The 18,518-nt window shown below is 59.5% G+C and carries 17 protein-coding genes; 4 read left to right on the top strand and 13 right to left on the bottom strand.

Annotation, left to right across the window (positions count from 1 at the left end):
* Positions 1–7 precede the first annotated feature (7 nt).
* The 4 genes from RI103_RS22430 to RI103_RS39700 all read right to left on the bottom strand — a co-directional run bounded on the left by RI103_RS22430 (position 8) and on the right by RI103_RS39700 (position 2,484).
* Entirely contained in the window at positions 8–790 is a 783-nt protein-coding gene (locus tag RI103_RS22430; protein ID WP_310817703.1) for a 3-hydroxybutyrate dehydrogenase, read from the bottom strand.
* Positions 791–800: 10 nt separating this feature from the next.
* Positions 801–1,580: an acetoacetate decarboxylase gene (locus RI103_RS22425; RefSeq protein ID WP_310817701.1), complete on the bottom strand. Its 780-nt coding sequence runs from the start codon at positions 1,578–1,580 to the stop codon at positions 801–803.
* Between the two features lie 251 nt (positions 1,581–1,831).
* On the bottom strand, positions 1,832–2,209 hold the full coding sequence (locus tag RI103_RS39705; protein ID WP_409077019.1) for an aldehyde dehydrogenase family protein: 378 nt from the start codon (positions 2,207–2,209) through the stop codon (positions 1,832–1,834).
* Positions 2,134–2,484, bottom strand: a complete 351-nt coding sequence (locus tag RI103_RS39700; RefSeq protein WP_409077033.1) for an aldehyde dehydrogenase family protein — start codon at positions 2,482–2,484, stop codon at positions 2,134–2,136. Before RI103_RS39700 ends, RI103_RS39705 begins: the two co-directional genes overlap by 76 nt.
* A 755-nt stretch (positions 2,485–3,239) precedes the next feature.
* Between RI103_RS39700 and RI103_RS22415 the strand changes: the two genes are divergently transcribed.
* Positions 3,240–5,462: a TonB-dependent receptor domain-containing protein gene (locus RI103_RS22415; RefSeq protein WP_310817700.1), complete on the top strand. Its 2,223-nt coding sequence runs from the start codon at positions 3,240–3,242 to the stop codon at positions 5,460–5,462.
* Between the two features lie 128 nt (positions 5,463–5,590).
* Here the strand turns inward: RI103_RS22415 and RI103_RS22410 are convergent, their stop codons facing one another.
* The 3 genes from RI103_RS22410 to RI103_RS22400 all read right to left on the bottom strand — a co-directional run bounded on the left by RI103_RS22410 (position 5,591) and on the right by RI103_RS22400 (position 7,324).
* Positions 5,591–6,013, bottom strand: a complete 423-nt coding sequence (locus tag RI103_RS22410; RefSeq protein WP_310817699.1) for a histidine kinase — start codon at positions 6,011–6,013, stop codon at positions 5,591–5,593.
* Positions 6,014–6,087: 74 nt separating this feature from the next.
* Positions 6,088–6,843, bottom strand: coding sequence for a hypothetical protein (locus RI103_RS22405; protein ID WP_310818540.1), 756 nt, complete (start codon positions 6,841–6,843; stop codon positions 6,088–6,090).
* 331 nt (positions 6,844–7,174) lie between these two features.
* A complete protein-coding gene (locus RI103_RS22400; protein WP_310817698.1) occupies positions 7,175–7,324 on the bottom strand; it encodes a hypothetical protein in 150 nt (49 codons plus the stop codon).
* Between the two features lie 339 nt (positions 7,325–7,663).
* Here RI103_RS22400 and RI103_RS22395 point away from each other — a divergent pair, with 339 nt between their 5' ends.
* Positions 7,664–7,951 (top strand): DUF4148 domain-containing protein, encoded by a 288-nt coding sequence (locus RI103_RS22395; protein WP_310817697.1) that lies wholly within the window; start codon positions 7,664–7,666, stop codon positions 7,949–7,951.
* A gap of 69 nt (positions 7,952–8,020) precedes the next feature.
* Here the strand turns inward: RI103_RS22395 and RI103_RS22390 are convergent, their stop codons facing one another.
* The 4 genes from RI103_RS22390 to RI103_RS22375 all read right to left on the bottom strand — a co-directional run bounded on the left by RI103_RS22390 (position 8,021) and on the right by RI103_RS22375 (position 12,551).
* Complete coding sequence (locus RI103_RS22390) at positions 8,021–9,175, bottom strand: porin (protein WP_310817696.1); 1,155 nt, start codon at positions 9,173–9,175, stop codon at positions 8,021–8,023.
* Between the two features lie 101 nt (positions 9,176–9,276).
* A complete protein-coding gene (locus tag RI103_RS22385; RefSeq protein WP_310817695.1) occupies positions 9,277–10,260 on the bottom strand; it encodes a LysR family transcriptional regulator in 984 nt (327 codons plus the stop codon).
* A 386-nt stretch (positions 10,261–10,646) separates the two neighbouring features.
* The gene (locus RI103_RS22380) at positions 10,647–11,669 is read right to left on the bottom strand and encodes a hypothetical protein (protein ID WP_310817694.1); all 1,023 of its coding nucleotides are present in this window, start codon (positions 11,667–11,669) and stop codon (positions 10,647–10,649) included.
* A 111-nt stretch (positions 11,670–11,780) separates the two neighbouring features.
* The gene (locus RI103_RS22375) at positions 11,781–12,551 is read right to left on the bottom strand and encodes a response regulator transcription factor (RefSeq protein WP_310817692.1); all 771 of its coding nucleotides are present in this window, start codon (positions 12,549–12,551) and stop codon (positions 11,781–11,783) included.
* A 350-nt stretch (positions 12,552–12,901) separates the two neighbouring features.
* Between RI103_RS22375 and RI103_RS22370 the strand changes: the two genes are divergently transcribed.
* Together RI103_RS22370 and RI103_RS22365 are read left to right on the top strand one after the other, a co-directional pair.
* Positions 12,902–13,720: a formate/nitrite transporter family protein gene (locus RI103_RS22370; RefSeq protein WP_310817689.1), complete on the top strand. Its 819-nt coding sequence runs from the start codon at positions 12,902–12,904 to the stop codon at positions 13,718–13,720.
* Between the two features lie 753 nt (positions 13,721–14,473).
* A complete protein-coding gene (locus tag RI103_RS22365; protein WP_310817687.1) occupies positions 14,474–15,613 on the top strand; it encodes a LysR substrate-binding domain-containing protein in 1,140 nt (379 codons plus the stop codon).
* On the opposite strand, the gene RI103_RS22360 is transcribed toward RI103_RS22365, so the two are convergent.
* On the bottom strand, positions 15,500–16,804 hold the full coding sequence (locus RI103_RS22360) for an Nramp family divalent metal transporter (protein WP_310817686.1): 1,305 nt from the start codon (positions 16,802–16,804) through the stop codon (positions 15,500–15,502). The two genes, RI103_RS22365 and RI103_RS22360, sit on opposite strands and share 114 nt — an antisense overlap.
* Before the next feature lie 160 nt (positions 16,805–16,964).
* On the bottom strand, positions 16,965–18,221 hold the full coding sequence (locus RI103_RS22355) for a cupin domain-containing protein (RefSeq protein WP_310817684.1): 1,257 nt from the start codon (positions 18,219–18,221) through the stop codon (positions 16,965–16,967).
* Positions 18,222–18,518: the final 297 nt, after the last annotated feature.

Below are 18,518 nucleotides of genomic sequence, written 5' to 3'. Positions count from 1 at the left end.
GTGCCCCTTATTGCATTGACCAGCCGTGGCTGACGATCACCGACTGTCCGGTGAGCGCATTCGATTCGAAGCCCGCAAGGAACGCAACCGTATTGGCGACGTCCTCGACCGTGGTGAACTCACCGTCGACCGTTTCCCTGAGCATCACGTTCTTCACGACGTCGGCCTCGGAGATGCCGAGCGCCTTGGCCTGCTCGGGGATCTGCTTGTCGACGAGCGGTGTGCGAACAAAGCCCGGACACACCACATTCGCCCGCACGCCGCGCGGGCCGCCTTCTTTCGCGACCACCCGGGCCAGTCCCAGCAAACCATGCTTGGCCGTCACATAAGCGGACTTCAGTTTCGAAGCCTCATGCGAATGCACCGAGCCCATGTAGACGATCGAGCCGCCCTTACCGCCGGCGTACATGTGTTTGATCGCTGCCTTCGTGGTGAGAAAGGCGCCGTCCAGATGGATCGCCAGCATCTTCTTCCAGTCGGAAAACGCATACTCCTCAATGGGAGCGACGATCTGGATACCTGCATTCGACACGAGCACGTCGATGCTGCCCAACTCCCGCACCGCGCGTTCAATGCCGCTATTGACCGCTTCTTCGTTGGTGACATCCATTGCGACGGCAAGCGCCTTGCCGCCTGCCGCAATAATGCTGCTGGCCACCTTCTGCGCGTTCTCGAGATTCAGGTCGGCGATTACCACCGCGGCGCCGAGACTAGCGAGTTTGCGTGCACACTGCTCGCCAATACCGCTTGCTGCGCCGGTCACCAGCGCGACTTTTTGGTTCAACGACATGTTGTCCTCCTTATTGATTGACCGCGAGCTTGATGCTCTCGCTCGTCGCCAGATAATCGAGCGCAACCTCGCCGATATCCAGCGTGAGATTGGCAATCACATGCCGTGCACCGACCACCCGCTTCACCGGCAGATCGGCGACCGGTGCCAACGCATGCGGATGCAGTTCGAGCGCAGCGGGACCTGACCACGCGCCAATAACGCTCACGTCACGCAAATAGAAGCGCACGAGCTCGCACACGCGCGGAGAGCCGTCAACGTGCGGCATCACTTTCAACAGGTAATTCGGTGTGTCCGCGAGCTTCTTGCGCTCGGCCTCGATGTCGAGGGGAACGTGCTTGAAGCCCATCGTGCCGGTGGCGATACGTTGTGTGCCATAGTCGAGCGTGCCGAGCAGCGTGTCGTTACCGTCGACGCTCAAGGTCGGCTTGGCCAGCTTCTTCGGGAAACCCCAGATTTCCCGGCCACCCGCGATCGGGCCTTCGTCATCCAGGTACATTGAATGCGTGTAATTGCCCAGGCGCCCTTGCTGGTCGCGCACCGAGATGACCTGACCGCTTTCGGTATAATCGCCGAAGCCCGACGAGTCCGGCATGCGAATGAATTCGTAGTGCACGAGGTCGTTTTCCGGATGCAGCGGCTCCGGAACGATAGCGCGCAGCGCATCGAAATCGGTTTCGTACGAAATAATGAAGTATTCCCGATTGATGAAGCGGTACGGCGGCCGGGGATAGGCGGGATTGTGGACAGGCATCGCAAAGGCGTCTTTGCGGATCGAAGCAAGGTTCATGAGACTCCTTTATGACTGGCAGCGTAAGCAACGCCGGTGCAATGGTAGAGGCAGTGCCCACGCAGTAGAAGCCTCGATTGATCAATAGACCGTTAATCAAACTGCAACGCTGCGGTCGGAACTTTTGACCGCATCATGCAATTCAGTGCACGTTCAGATACGCCAAAGGCGGGAACGCCAGCACTGCCCCCCGTAAAGATCAGGATGTCGCCGACTTCGGCTCAGCTGCTAGCTGGCGGGTCGTATGGGTATCAATCTTCACCGAACCAATCCACGGTCGGCGCGTCAACGTTCACCCAGACTGACTTTGCCTCGGTGTATTCGTGCATCGCTTCCAGGCTCAACTCCCGCCCATAGCCTGAATCACCGACACCGCCGAAGGGCGAGCCCGCATTGCCCCGCTTGTATGCATTAACCCAAACCATGCTGGTTCGCAGCTTCTTCGCGAGCCGATGAGCGCGCTTCAAATCATTTGTCCAAACGCATCCACCCAAGCCATAGACGGTGTCGTCGTTGACCATTCGGACAACTTCTTCTTCGTCCGAGAACGTCGTCAGAGTGATAAAGGACCCAAATTCCTCTTCCTGGCAGACCGTATCCTCCGCCTTTGCCCGCACGATCGTCGGCAAGACGTAGTTGCCCTTCGCCAGAGGGGGGCGTCCGGACTACGGCCCCCATAGAGGATTTCATCACCCTCTTTGCGCGCTGTCTCGCAGAATGCCAGCACGCGTTCCTGGTGTTCCTTGCTGGTCAGCGGGCCCATCTGGACCGCCATATCGAGCGGGTCGCCGATACGGATCCGCTTTGCCACCTTCAGGAATCGCTCGATGAATTCATCTGCGATCGATTCGTGAAGGAATAGCCGGGAACCCGCAATGCAGGCCTGCCCCTGGTTATGGAAGATTGCAAAAGCGCTCCCCTCGACCGCGTCGCGAATATCGATTTTCCAGCGGCGTTCATCAGTTGGTCAGAATGTGGAGGATTCCACAATTTCTTTCAGACTGGCGCCACACCGGGGCGCAGATTCTTATCAACGTCACCATTGAGACGCGACTTTCGTAGGCACTCCGCGACATCAGCGATAAAAGCCGCTGCCTCCTTCTTTCGTGAGTTCGCCGTACTGGCTCTCAAATGTCGCGATCTTTTCAGCAGATCCGCTGCTACGCACTTGAACGTCTTGTCGATGATTCTGCGATGGCAATTGAAACTTAGCGCAACTTGTGAAACTGAAGGACACTTTGCGTCGCAAAACGCAACCTCGATTTTTTCGGAAACATGGCTGATCTCTCGGTTCGGTGCCAACCTGGCTCGGGTACTGAGATCAGGCACGAACAGCGCGTTTGATTGCAGTTGGGTCGCCGGTTTGCCACGGAATGCGTTGCTAACTCCACCGCTAGCCCCACACGTTCCCACTCTCAAGGACGGCGCAGACGAAGCGGCAATTCCGGCGTCCGTTTCCTAAGCGCCGGTCGCTCCATTTCCCGATTGTTGTTTACATACTCATTTCAGTTCATTACAATCCGCATCCACGCAAATGAGAACGGTACGCATTTACAAAATAACGTTATAGGCCTCCAGCACGGAATCGCGGGACGACCTTGGCTCAAGCGGTCTTCCGGGATACGGCATCCGCTTCTTTCCACTTCGCTCTTATTCCTTATGTCCGCCCTCTTTAAGGCGCGGCCGCGTTCGCTCGCGTCCGTAGCCGCCGTGTATTGCTCGAGTTTCCTGGTTCCGGCAGCCGCCCTTGCCCAATCGGACACGAACGCCGACGCCGCCACGGCTTCGAGTTCCGCGACTTTGCCCGCCGTGGTGGTGACTTCGTCTTCCGAAATGCAGATCAAAACGGTGCCCTCGTATAAATTCACCGCGCCGCTGCTCGACACGCCGCGCTCAATCACCGTAATTCCCGCGGAACTGATCAAGCAGACCAACGCGACGATCTTCGCCGAGGCCTTGAAGACGGTCCCCGGCATCACCTTCCTCGGCGGCGACGCGGCGGCCAATCCGTCGGCGGACCGTCCGGTGATTCGCGGCTTCGAATCGCGCAATTCGATTTTCGTCGACGGCATGCGCGACGACGGCGTGCAGAACCGCGAGACCTTCGACATCGAGCAGATCACCGTGATCAAGGGCCCGGACTCGGTCTACGCGGGCCGCGGCGCGGTGGGCGGCAGCATCGACATCGTCACCAAGACGCCGAAGAACGAAAACTTTGTCAACAGCAGCGTGGGTGTCGGCACGGACAGCTACAAGCGCATTACGCTGGACGCAAACCACAAGTTCGGCGACGACGCCGCCGTGCGTTTGAACGTGCTCGGCCACGACGCCAACCAGGCAGGTCGCACGGACATCTACAGCAAGCGCTGGGGCGTCGCGCCGTCAGTCGCATTCGGACTGAACAGCCCGACCACGGTCACGCTCAGCTATTACCATCTGAACAGCTACGACATGCCCGACTTCAGCGTGCCGTTCCGCGCGAGCGGCGGCACGCCCGCCAATGCGGACCGCGGCCAGTTCTTCGGGCTGAACAATCGGGACTATCGCCGCGGTCAGACCGACACTGGCGAAGTGCGCGTCGAGCATCGCTTCGCCAACGACTGGAAGTTGAAGAACACCACCATGTTTGGCCGCTCCACGCTCGATTACATCGCGACCAATCCGCAGTTCCAGAACGCCAATACGAACATCCTGAGCCTGCAGGCGAAGAGCGGCAAATATGCGACCAACAGCATCGCCAACCAGACCGAGCTGACGGGCAAGGCGACCCTGCTCGGCATGCAGCACACGTTGACCGGCGGCGCCGAATTCACTCACGAAAAGAGCCTGTACGAAGGCTATCTGGTGAGCGACAGCGCGGGCAACAACATCCGCACGGGCGGACCGTGCTCCGTCGCGTACAACTGCACGACGCTGCATGGCGGCTGGAACCCGGACAACCCGTGGACCGGCAGCGTGCTGCTGAACGGCGACAAGAGCTTCCCTGGCGCCGCGACGCACACGCAGACGAACATCGCGTCGGCCTACCTGTTCGACAGCGTGAAGCTCACCGACCAGTTGATCTTCAACGCCGGTCTGCGTTTCGACCGCTACGACGTCACCGCGATCCAGGCCGGCGCGCGCGATCTGGCCAACACTTCGAATCTGTTCAGCTATCAGTTCGGCCTCGTCTTCAAGCCGGTGCAGACGGTCAGTCTGTATGCGTCATATGGCACTTCGGCCAATCCGCCTGGGGCGAATGCCGGCATCGGTGGCGGCACCGATCAGCTCACAACAGCCAATCAGGACCTGTCGCCCGAACGCTCGCGCAATATCGAAGTCGGCGCCAAGTGGGACGTGATGGATCAGCGCTTGTCGCTGACGTCGGCGCTGTTCCAGACCGACAAGACCAATGCGCGCGTGAGCAATGGTCTGGGCGGAACCGTCAATGCCGGTGCGCAGCGTGTGCGCGGCGTCGAACTCGGCGCGGCGGGCAATCTGACCAGCAAGTGGAGCGTGTTCGCCGGTTACTCGTACCTCGATGCGATCACGATCGACGCGGGCGCCGCGAACCCGACGGCATCCGGCCTGCCGATGGTGATGGTGCCCAAGCACAACTTCACGCTGTGGACGTACTACGACGTGTTGCCGAAGCTGTCGATCGGCGGCGGTGCGACGATTTCGAGCCTGACCTACGCGTCGGTCTCGGCAACGACGCGCAAGTGGACGCCGGGCTATGCGCGCTTTGACGCGATGGCGACCTACCGCGTATCGAAGACCGTCGATCTGCAACTGAACGTGCAGAACATCTTCGACAAAAAGTACTTCTCGACGGCCTATCCGATCTATGCGACCTGGGCGCCGGGCCGTTCGGCGATGCTGACGCTCAACTTCTATCAGTAAGCGTGAGCAAGCGGCGCTTCAACGCCGAGCCACCGCTGCTAAAAAACGCGCTCGCGGGCAATGCCACCGCGAGCGCTTTCACGATGACCGTTGCACGCAATCGTGGCACCTGGCCACGCTTGCGGCAGCTACGCGACCCTACCGCTGATCCTGTCCATCGTCGCGATCAGCTCTGCTAGCGCCTGTTTGCAGTCGCTGGCGTTCGGGCTGCTGGCGCGCAATGCGCTCAGCGCCCGGTCGATCGCCTTGTCGACGGTGTGCCAATCCGCGGCGGCGCGGGGCTTCAGCGACGGTTCGGCGTCATCCCACGCGACCTCCAGGTCCTTGATCCGCGCCTTGCCTGCCGCGAGATCACCTTGATTGACCAACGCCGCCGTGTCCGTTGCTATCTTGCGAAACGACGACAGGTCGCCGAGCTTCGACGCCTTGGCGGGCTCGGCAGCTTCAGCCGACGAAAAACCGATGCCGCCTGGCTCGTAGTACCCAAAGCTGATTGCGGAAATGGCGACGAAGGAAGCGATGACAGTCTTGCTCAGAGTGTGTCGATTCATGATTGTTCTCGTCAGTTTGATCCAGTTTTCGATGAAAAGAGGACAACGTGTGTAGCGCGCTGGAAGTTAGAAAATCAGTGTTCACTTGAGGTGGCAGCGCGCACGCCTCGCCGTTCGGAGGCGCTCGCGAAGATCACCATCACGACGATCGCACACAGGAACAGCAAGCTCGTACTGATCGTACCGAGTCCCAAACCGCCGTACGCGCGTGACTGTGCCAGCAGATCACCGAGCGAAGCGCCAAGCGGCCGCGTGAGAATGTAGGCAATCCAGAAGGTCAGCACCGCATTTGCGCCAACGTAATGCGTGGTGGCGACCAACGCGATGAACGCCGCAAACGCCACAGTGCCGATCGTGAAGCCCAGCCCCAGCGCCTCCGTGGCGAGGTCACCGGCAGCTGTCCCCAATGCGAACGTGAACAGGATGGCCGCCCAATAGAAAAGCTCTCTGCGTCGGGTAACAATGGTGCGGATGGATAGCGTTTTCTCGCTCCGGTACCAAAGCGCGAACGTGATAGCCAACGCAAGCGCGAACACGACTGTGCTCACATAAAGACTGACGCCGAACGTGTCAGTCAGTGCATCGGTGATCTGTGTGCCGACCACGCTAACCAGCACTACCGTCAGCCAGTAAATCCATGGTACGTAAATGCGCATGCGAAGTTGCATCGCCAATGCGGCGAGCAGCAATGCGGCCATCGTCGCGCCCGTAAGCGCGGTGCCCAGACCTACGTGCACGGCAAGATAGTCGGCGCCGGTTTCGCCCACTGTAGTCGCCATGATCTTGATCGCCCAGAAAATGAGCGTCGCCTCCGGCACTTTGTTGCGTATCGACAAATCCACGACACGATAAGTTGAAGTGTCAACCAAGTGAGTTCTCCCGTCGATCGGCATTGAATTCGGCCCTGCAAGCGGGCGCGCTCGCGTTTGTTCCGTGAGGCGAATATGCAACGGGAAACCTTATGAAAGCCTTACGAAGAACTCCTGAGAAGGCGGCAAATTGAGGGGCCGTTCGCATCGAGGGCGGTGTCTCGACGCAAGCCTTAAGAAACGCTTAGGAACTGCCAAAAACTCAAAAAATATACTTCTCAAGCCTTACATCTTGAGGCCGTTAGACAGACCGCAGTCCAAACCTTTTATGTCGGGAGATCGAGATGTCCATTCAGGCAGTTGGCCAGAGCACCGTGCAGGCGTCGGCTTCGTCGGTTACGTCGAAACCGGCTTCTTCTGCGGCCACACCGTCGTCGAGTACGAGTTCAACCGCTTCGTCGTCTTCGAGCGCGAGCGCCAGCACGAGTACGTCGTCGTACACGGTCAGTATCAGCAGCGCGGCGCGCGCATTGATGTCGGAACCCTCCGAGACCTCGGTGCAAACCGCTCAGGAAGCAGCAAAGGGCGACCAGCAGGCGCAACGCCTGCAAGCCAAGGAGGCCGCAGCCAAGGCGGCCTGAGCACGCCTGGCTGAATCAAAGGGAATGGAACCGTCGCGCGGGACCGGCGGCGGTTTTGCTCGATTCGCAGCGCCCAGGCACTCAATGCCTCGCGCAGTTAACAAAACGGTAATGCAGGAGTCAGCGCGCCGACAGCCGGAACGAGAAGAATGGGACATGGTGATTCAAGCCACTCATCGCTCGCCAACCGGAGAAACATCATGAAACTGCTTACCGCCTTCGCTGTCACCGTCCTCAGCCTGTCGTTCGGCGCCAATGCTTTTGCCCAGTCGTCCCCTAGTGGGCTGACGCGCGCCGAGGTGCGCGCGCAACTCGTGCAGGCCGAGGCAGACGGTCTCGTGCCGTCGCCCAAGGAAGACTATCCGCCGTCGGCAGAGGCCATCGCGCGTAATAAAGAGATCTACGCAGTCCGGCACGGCACCGACGGCGCAAGCATGACGAAGACCGCCAGCACGGCAGCCGTCCCTTCAGAATCGACGTCGAACTAATCCAGTGGGGCAGTGCGTGGCGCCAGGTTATCGGGCACACGCTGCCCGATAACCGCAAAGTGCCAGCGCTTAGAACGTATGACGGATGGCGACGCGCGCGAGGAACTGACTCGGGCCCGACGACGGAGCATCCGCGCCCGTTATATAAGCGGTATTCAACGGAGCCGACACGGTGCCGCCACCCGATGCGTACTGGTACATGCCCTGCACGTAGACGTCAGTGCGCACTGACAGGTTATAGTCCGCCATCAAGCCGAATTGCTGGTATTTCGGCTTTGAATTTCCTGCACTGCTGTCGAAATGGGCAATCGTGTAGTTGTACATCGCGCCGACATACGCGGCCTTCGTGAATTGATACTTGGCGTTGAGCTCGAAGTTGTCGAATTTAAGGCTGTTCGCGGTGTTCGCAAAGTTGCCGACGTATACGGAACCGGTCGCGTCGTTCAGGCTTGTATGGCTATACACAAAGCCGAGGACCGTCGGTCCGATCGTGTAGTTGATGCCCGCACCCCAAACTTGCTGACGGCCGGCGAAAAAGTTGGTGTCGTCGGTTGCGAGCGAACCACCTGTCGTGCCGCCCGGATTGTTGATCTGCATATAAGCGGCGGCCACCGTCACTGCGCTGCCCACGTATTGCGCGCCGAGGCTATACGACCGATTGTTCGCGAAGCCGCCTGCCTGGTTGCTGAAGCCATAGAGACCGCCGAACGTAAAGCCGCCGTACGTATTGCTCAAGTACTTCACGCTGTTGTTCAAGCGGAACGAATTGTCGGTGTTGTCGTTATCGTATGGATGCGACAACAGATAGCCGGCCCAGCTGCCATTCGCCGTGAGCGGTGCGAGGAAGTCGACGACAGAGTCGTACTGGCGACCCATCGTCACAGTGCCGAATTGCGCCGAGCTTAAGCCGACGTAGGCCTGACGTCCGAACATCCTCCCACCTTGGCCGAGCGCGCCCGAGTTGACGTCGAATCCGTTTTCCAACTGGAAGATAGCCTTGGTGCCGCCGCCCAGATCCTCGGAACCCTTCAGGCCCCAGCGGCTGCCTTGCGCAAAACCGCTTTCCATCTGTATGTTCGAATGGCCGCCAGTATTGCTGGTGTAATTCAGGCCTTCGTCGATCAGGCCGTACAGCGTGACGCTGCTTTGCGCCATCGCGCTGACAGGGATAAACGAACAGCCAAGCGCCGCATTGGCAACTACGGCAATCAGGAGCTTTTTCATCGATGCGGATCCTTATGGTAAGAACACTGCGCCAGTGCGTCGCTCACGCGAATTGCTCAGCGTGGAGACGCAGCCGACGTCGGGTGCTCGCACTTTAGGGCCTACAAAATCCCGCCCGACAGCAATTCAGTATTGCGCAATAGATGTTGTTCCGAGCCGACGCCCGCTTCGTTTTGTGCCTTGTTTTCCCGCGGTTTCTGACGATAGCGCTCCACAACGAAATCGACGAAGCTGCGCAAAGCAACCGCCATGTAAGGTTGCCCGGAATACAGCAGCCACACAGTACGTTCGTCGCCGCAGAGTGGTGCGTCGTCCAGCAACACACGCAAACTGCCGTTGGCCAGTTCGTTCCGCACGAACGACCGTGATAAGCGCGCGATGCCGAGTCCCGCATGCACTGCCTGCTTGACGACCTGAGGACTCTGTATGCTCATGATCGGCCGCACGACGATGCGTTGTGTACCGTGGGTGTCGCGAAACTCCCAGTAACGGCTTGGCGCATCCGACGCGATGAGCACGTCGTGTGAGGCGAGTTCGGCCGGCGTGCGTGGCGCCGGGCAACGCGCCAGATAGTCCGGACTGGCAACAATCACGTCGCGTGTTTGCGCGAGCGGCCGACACACCATGGACGAATCACGCAGGCGCCGTTCCATACTGAAACAGACATCGAATTCACTGGCCGCTACGTCGCTCATATTGTCGAACACGGTCAGGTCGAAACTCATGCGAGGTTGCTGCGCGCGATAAGCGGCCAGCACCCCCGGCAGATCCGTGCTCGCGTACAGCGACGACGCCGCTATGCGCAACGAACCGGCCGGCTGTCCCACCGCAGAGGCGATGAATTCGTCCATGTCATCGAGCTGCCTGATCACTTCGATGCAGCGCTTCCAATACAGTTGGCCCGTCGCCGTCAACGATACGCGCCGCGTCGTGCGGTTGACCAGCCGAACGCCCAGGTGTTCCTCGAGCGTCGCGACACTGCGCGTGACCACCGAATTGGAAATGCCCAATTGCTTGGCGGCTTCGGCAAAATTCAGGTACTCCGCGACTTTGGCGAAGATGCGTATCGACGCCAACTGGTTCATCGTGTTCTCCGGCGCGCACCGGGTGACAGGCGTCGGGCGCAATACGGCGGTGTGGAGGGGCGAGAAACCATAGGTGGGCACTCCATCTGCTGGACAACGAACTCCACGCGAGGGCAGGAACCGCATCGCTACGTACGCGCCTGACTGCGGGAGGTTAGTTCTCAGCATAGCGGCGGCTTCGTTACCCAAAGCCGTCCGGCAGATTACAGGATTGTTATTTTCCTGATTTAGACCTATTCGAAGCAGGCCCAGGATTCAATTCGAAATGGAATTTGACTCACTTAATCTTTTTCGATTTGCCGTCAGATACTTTTTCTATGCGAGGCGAAGTCGGTATCGAAGTTCCCGCACTGGCAGGCCCAGCTCCGGCAGAGCGACTTCGCGCCTCAGCGCACACTGAATACCTGCAGTCCCGCCATCGCCGCAGCGGGGCCCTTCGTATGAACGACATACAGCCGTTGGAGCGACGGAACGTAGACCGAAGTCTTCCCGCCGAGCGTGTCGAGATGCTGTTTGACCGCGTATTGATCCGGCCCGACGGGGTCGACGACATCCAGGCCGGTCGAGCCTGTGATGTACAGGTGACGATGGGCCGCGTCGACAGTCATGTCGTCCGACGTGTTGACGATGTCGAGCGACTGGATGATCGAGCCGTCGCTCGCATTCATCACGAACAGCTTGCCGGGGTCGCGCGAACCGATAAACAGGCGCCCGCTCTTCGGGTCGAAGGCCATGGCCGAATTTCGGCTCGGGCCGGGAACATGCCAGGTGGCCGTCAATTTGCGCGTACGCAAGTCGATCACGCCGACTTCGTTTTTGTCGCGCATGTTGACGAACAGGCGCTGCGTCGCCGGATCGATGACCATGGCTTTCAATTGACCGGCGGGCACGTCGATCCGGCCCTTTACGGAATGGTTGGCAAGCGAAATCAGACTGATGTAGGCATGATCCTGATGTGACTGCGCACCGCCGTTGCCGATATAAAAGATGCCGCTTTTACGGTCTGCAATACCGGAGTCGGGTTGCGGCGCGAGTGCGATGGTTTTCCTGACCTTGAAGCGCGTCGTGTCGACTACCTTGAGCGCCGCGTCGCCTGCGTCGGCTATCAGTAGTTCCTTGCCTCCGTTTGCCAGCAGAATTTTGTGCGGCGCTTTGGCAACCGTCCTGATACTCGCGATGTGCGCCCCATCGGGCAAGCTGAACACTTCGATGGAGCCATACGCTTCTGCCGACACGTAAAGACGCGAGCGGGACAGATCGACTGCGAAATGATCGAAGTCGCCTCCGGGCACGTTGGGCAACGGCGTGGTGGAAACAGGTACGAGTGGAGCGGTGGCGCGTTCTGCCGCGAATGCGGTCGATGCCATGCAAAGGCCGGCGGCGACCAGCAGGCGAAAGCGAATCCTCATGAGTTTGCTCGAAAAAATACAGAGAGTTGAAACATTGATTGGTGGCCGCAGCTGCGTGTCTCGCGTAGCTGCGCGATGGCACTCGATTGCGGTTTAGACTTCACTTCTGCCCTACTCGTCTCTGATGACATATCCAACTCTTCGCACCGTTTCTATCGTATTCGCGCCGAGCTTCCTGCGAAGGTTCGAGATGTGAACCTGGATTGCATTGCTCTCTACTTCCTCTTTCCACCCATAGATGCAGTCCTCCAGCGTCGACGACGACTGAGGTATGCCGCGATAGGCAACAAGCTGAAGCAGGATTGCCCACTCGCGCCCCGAAAGGGTGACAGGTACGCCCGCGCAAGTCACCGCGCGCGACGCCGTGTCGATAAGCAGTTCGCGGTGCCGGATCTGATCCGTACTGCGCCCCTGAGAGCGACGTACTAACGCGCGACATCGCGCGACCAGTTCGCGCGAGTCGAAGGGTTTGTTCAGATGATCGTCGGCGCCGGCCTCGAGCGCGCGCACACAATCGCCGGGGCTGTCACTTTCCTTGAAGGTTAAGACCGGCACCACACGATCGACGCGCCGTAGCCAGCCAAGAAGATCGAGACGTGTCCCGCGAGGCGACATCATGTTCAAGACGACCAGCGCATATCGCGCCGTGCTGAGTGCGAGCTGCGCCTCGCGATCGTTCTTGACGCGGTCGACGGCATAGCCTTGGGCGCGCAGAATCGACGACAGTCGCCTTGCATCCCGTTCGACCGATTCGGCTAGAAGAATACGCATGATCAGCTGAATAAAGCGGGTGAAGCGAAGGTGGATTAGAGACGAGCGAAATGGTCCCCGGGTCCGCGAGTGGCTGCGACAGTTCAAATGTCGCGGAACAATTGTGCACAACCACACTTCATGCAAGCGATGACCGAAAGATTACATTTTTGTCATTTCTGCCGCCGGAATCGTAGTTATGCTAACCAGTCAGGTTAGTAAGGAAATGCGGCGGACATAGTACGTGACAGAGAATAGCCATCAGGACAATCAGCGCGCTAGCGTCCAGATAACGCGCTTGTAATCGCAGTGTCACCGAACCGTCAGAGTGAACGGCCGAAGATGGCGTACCCGACGAGCGTGAAACTCTTCAGACATAGATCAGGTCGTACCTGAGGCCTCGAATTGACTTGTGATTGGACCCGAGAGAGGCGGTGTGGATACCTCTTCGATCCGGATGCAACTTATTTTGTGGAGCAGCGATGTACGCAGATAGCATCGATAAATTCGCGAAGAGCGGCGCCCACAAAGCGTCGGCTATCGTGCGCTCACCGCTTGCCTTCCTGATCGGCGCGGCGATGGCCGGCGCCTACATTGGCTTTGGCGACATCCTTATGTTTTCGGTCGGCTCGCATGTCGATCCGGCGTATGTGCACTTGATCATGGGCGCGGTATTCGCCTGTGCGCTGACGATCGTTGTGTTCGCCGGTTCCGATCTGTTCACCGGCACGGCGATGTATATGCCGTTTGCGGTACTCCGCGGAGAAACCGGGCTCGGCGGCATGGTATTAGTGTGGACGGTATGCTGGATCGGCAATCTGATCGGCGCGGTGGTGCTCGCGGCGATTCTGCATGCGGCCGGCGGAGGCGTGCTGCTGACTGACGGTTCGGAGGTGTTCTTCAAGGTCGTTGAAGCGAAGATGGCCGCCTCAGCGCTCCAGCTGTTCGCGAAGGGCCTCCTGTGCAACTGGCTCGTGTGCCTGGCGATCTGGATGGCAGCCCGGACCAATAGCGACGCGGCGAAGCTCGGGTTGATCTTCTGGCCAGTATTCGCGTTCGTCGCAAGCGGCTTCGAGCACAGCGTCGCGAACATGTTCGTGTTCGCGCTCGCGCTGATCAGCGGACACCCGGCCAACATCACATTCGCCGGTGCCGTACACAACGAACTCTTCGTCACTCTGGGCAATCTCGCCGGCGGTGGGATTTTCATGGGTCTTGGCTATTGGCTCCAGGAAGGCGACATTGGCCACCCGTCGAATTCACGTATTCCGGCTGCGGTCGCCCACACCCGCACGGACTAATCGCACCCGAAACTAATAGCGCCTCAACTTTCACGCGTCAGCCTGGCCAGGCGCGCGACATCTCACCTCCCTGTCGTCGCTGTTGATCTACAGTGCGTCTGCGCCGCGTCCGGACGAACGACATTTCCATTCCAAACGTAGTCGTTTAATACGGCAAATCGCTCAAGCCGGCGCACCCATATTCGCCGACACGGTCAATGCATCCCGTCGATCAGGTCTTTAGGGACTGCATCGGTCGTCAATTGGTTGCAGTCCCGATACCGGCTCTGATGCGGGAATCCAGTACTTGCTCCTCTGGCCGCGTAATAGCGGGTGATCCGCGAACCGTCAAGCGCCGTAAGGTATTACAGTTTCCTTCGGTCATCACATTGGACGACTGGTCCGGCGGTGCCTTGTGGTCCCGTCGGGACTGGCGGTACGAAAGTCGGTGCAGTTCTGCTACTGTCATCGGCATAGGCTGAGCCCGCATGCGGCTACTGCCACAGCTCTCTCTTCATGCTTAGTCTGTCTCTATCGTTCTACGTTCCAAGTGTCCTTCGCGGAATTGGCACTGATCTCCAATGTACTTCCATCCAAAACGAATCGGATCTAATGTTCAGTACGCTTCTGAAAGACAGAGATACAAAAAAGATTGTGTCGCCAACACCAATTCACTATTGCGACATTGTGTCGCGTTCTACGGATAAACTGCCGTAGAGCCCAGATTTCCCCGCGGGCGTTTTTACGATTCTGAAAGGAGACGCACGGTCTCACATGAGAAATATAACGATTCGACAACTCAAGACTTTCGAAAGCGTGGCGCGCAACTTGAGTTTTTCCCGCGCGGCTGAGGACCTTCACCTGACCCAGCCGGCCGTATCGATGCAGATCAAGCAGATGGAGGATCAGGCCGGCTTGCCGCTGTTCTGTCACACCGGCAAGCGGATCTCGCTGACCGAAGCAGGCAAGCTGATTCTGCGTCATTGCCGCGTGATTCTCGCGGATCTGAAGACCGCCGAGCAATCACTGGCGGACCTCATGACCGGTGGCATCCAGCGTCTGCGAGTCGGGTTGATTACCTCGGGCAGTTACTTCTTTCCGCATCTGATCAACTCGTTCATGCAGGGCAAGACAGGGGTCGATCTCGACATGACGGTGCGCAGTCGCGATCAACTCATCACCTTGCTGCGAAGCGACCAGATCGACCTCGCCGTGATGGTGCACGCGCCGGACGGCCCTGCCATCGTAGCCGAACCGTTTGCACCTAATCCCTTCGTACTGGTTGCGGCGCCGACTCACCCGCTTGCTTACGAAGCCGACATTCCCTATGCGCGCATCGCGCTCGAATGCCTGATCGTGCGGGAGAGCGGGACTGACACCCGCAACGCCGCCAACGAGACATTCTGCAGTCGCGAATCGACACCGCGTTTCATGGAAATCGGCTGCGAAGAAGCGATCAAGCAGTCGGTCATGGCGGGCATGGGCATCAGCTTTCTGTCCGCCCAAGCAGTTCAGTCCGAAGTGCGCGCCGGTTTGCTCAAGGTGCTCGACGTGCAGGGCTTTCCGCTTAAACGCCACTGGTGTGTAGCGCATCGCGCGGACCGTCCCCTGCCGCCGGCGGCTCGCGACTTCCGGCAGTTTCTTCTTACCGAGGGCGGCACACGGCTTGAAGATTTCACGGGAATCGACAGTGTGCATACGGGCATGGATCTTCAGCGGCCTGACCACGCTGCTCCAGAAACAAGGATGACTGCCGTCAATAGCGCCAGCCACGAAGTCGCGCTTCGCACTCGCGCGCTGTTACGAGACGACCGACTGCCAGATGAGCATTACGTTCAGGGCCAGAATCACGCCGGTGGCGACGACGGCCGTGCCGATCAGCTTCCGGCACGCAGCGAATCGACCCATCACTGAGCGACGCGACGACAGCACCACGAGCGCAATGAGCGGGACTGGCAGGACGATGCTGAGCACGATCTGGCTGTCCACCATTGCGTTCATCGGATTGCACGTCATGCAGACAATGACCGCCGGCACCATCGTGATGAGGCGTCGTGCCAGCACTGGCGTCTTGAATCCGACAAAGCCCTGCATGATGTTTTGACCGGCCATCGTTCCCACCACTGCGCTGGAGATACCAGAGGCCAGCAGTGAAACGAGGAACAGTGCTGCCGCTCCGGCACCAAGAACAGGCGTGAGCGTGTGATACGCCACCGTGAAGTCGGAAATGCCCGGCGCCTTCTTGCTGAACACGGAAGCGGACATCGCCACCATCGCAAGGTTCACGAGGCCAGCAAAGCCCAGTGCGATCACCACTTCACGGTTTGAAAACCGCACCAGCTTGCGACGCTGGTCATTGTTGCGCGCCGGCGCACGGTTCTGCGTCAGACCCGAGTGCAGATAAATCGTGTGCGGCATGATGGTCGCGCCGATGATGCCCACTGCGAGCATCAGCGCGTCGTTGCCATGCAGATGCGGCACGAAGGTGTGAAAGATGGCAGCGTGCCAGTCCGGTGGTGCGATCACGAGTTCGCATAGATAGCTCAGACCGATGACGGTGATGAGCGCGGCAATGACGATTTCGAGCGGACGGAAACCCTTTTTATCGAGCGACAGAATCCCGATAGTGATAGCGCCGGTAATCAGCAATCCCCACCCGATCGCCAGGTGAAAGAGCAGCGAGATTCCCATCGCCGCACCCACGAACTCTGCCAGATCGGTCGCCATCGCGGCGATCTCCGAGCCGATCCACATGCCGATCACAAGCGGACGCGGAAATTCGTCGCGACAGAGTTCCGCGAGACTACGGCCGGTCACGATCCCGAGCTTGGCTGACATCGCCTGAAACAGCATCGCCACGAGGCTCGACAGCAGCACCACCCAAAGCAGCTCATAGCCGTAGGTCGACCCGGCCTGGATGTTGGTCGCGAAGTTGCCCGGGTCCATGTAGCCGACCGAGGCGATCACGCCGGGGCCCGCGAACGGCAGTAGCGCACGGATGCCACGGCGTTTGTTGTCGAGGGCGTCGCGCATCGCCGTGACGGCGTCTGCCGTTGATTCCCCGGACAGGGCGTAACTAGCAGTGCGTTTTATTGCCATCAGCATGGTGGGCGCCTCTTCAAAGTGCTGCGTTGCGTCGATACGGGATGACTGCCTCTACCCGCAATCACAGCGGGACAGCATTGAATCCGGATTGGGCGCCGTGCGACCGCTTCAGGTCGAACCCGCGTGCACACGGCGCCACTGTTGCTGCAGGACTGCCCGCTTACGCGAGCACGTCGCGACGTTCCTTCAGCTTATGGATAACGTCGAGCGTGGCGTCATCGACACGCAGGTGCTCACGCACCAGTTGGCGCGGCGTGTTCGCCAGCCACTGCGCCAGAGTCACTTCGGAGAAGTGGTCCGACTTGAAGATTTCGAGGAAAACAAGGTCGGTATTCCCGGTATTCTTGATGTAGTGCCCCAGGTTCTTCTCGACATAGCCCACGTCGCCCGGATTGAAGTCGACGGTCTGCGCGGCCGGGCCCGTGTTGAACACCGTCATGCGACCGGTACCCTGGATGAAGTACTGCCATTCATCCGCATCCGGGTGCCAGTGCATCTCGCGCAAACCACCCGGACGGAGCGTCACCATCGCGGCCGCCACGGTCTTCGAAACCGGGAAGTTGCTGCTGTCGACGATGCGCACTTCACCGCCCGGCTGAGCCAGCGTCGGCGCCATGGAGCCCATCCGGAAGATGAACGGATGGTCCGGGCGGCCGTTCGGCGACGCGGCGTAGGCCTGGTCGGCTGCTAGCGGGCCTGCCTTGGCGCCCTGGTAGATCCACAGCTGCTCGAGCGGGATTTCCTTGAACTTCTCGGCCGGCACGCCGAAGTTCTGCGCCAGGATTTCCGGTGGCGTGTGCGCCATCCAGTCCGACACCATCAGCGTGTTGAATTCGCCCGATGCACCGTTGTCGAAGGCCAGCACGAATTCGCCGCCGTTGTTGCCCAAGCCTTGCAGCGAATGCGGCAGGCCCGGCGGAAAGTACCAGATGTCGCCGGCTTGCACGTCGGCGACTTCAGCGCGCCCCTTGGTGTCGATAGTCGTGATGCGAACCTCGCCGCTGACCATGATGGCCCACTCGGCCTGCTGGTGCCAGTGCAGTTCGCGCACGCCGCCCGGTCCGAGGCGCATGTTCACGCCCGCGATGTCCTTCGACACCGGGAACGCCTTCGTCGTCACTTCGCGTGCCCAGCCACCCGCCTGAATGCGCTTGTGCGCCTCATTGAAGGACGCCCATGGAATCGGCATTCCGCCGACGTCCGTCGCCGGCGGGTTGTTGAACGACGGCAAAACGTCGCGCAGTTGCGGATTCTGCGGACCGGGCTCGGAAATCGCAGCGGGCGTCGAGTTGATACTTCCTTGCGGAGGGCTGTCCGGGTTGCCGAATTCGGCGGCCTTGGCAGCGGCCGTTGCACCGAGTGCCACAGCTCCGGCGGCCGCTCCAGCTAGTACACTGCGACGTTTCAGGTCAGTCATGGTTGCTCTCTCATAAGTAATCCTATTGAACAATTCCCCGGTGTTCAGGACGAATTCCTGTACGACGCAGGTGTGGGCAGGAACCGGCCTGGCTTCTGCTGCAGTGAACCGTCGCTCAATCTGGAGGGCTCACTGCAGAATCGGACATCGCCATTCGCTCCGTGCGGCAAATATTAGGAACGTGCGGCGCAAATGAACAATCAAGATTTCTTTGAAGAAGCTATAAGAAGGTTTGATACACGCTACCCGCAAATGGCACTACGATCAGCGCACGACCTTGGACAGGTTGCTGTTAAG

Source organism: Paraburkholderia sp. FT54 (genome assembly GCF_031585635.1).
Taxonomy (GTDB): domain Bacteria; phylum Pseudomonadota; class Gammaproteobacteria; order Burkholderiales; family Burkholderiaceae; genus Paraburkholderia.
The sequence above is the reverse complement of the archived record's forward strand: the minus strand, read 5'-3'. Positions and strand labels throughout refer to the sequence as shown.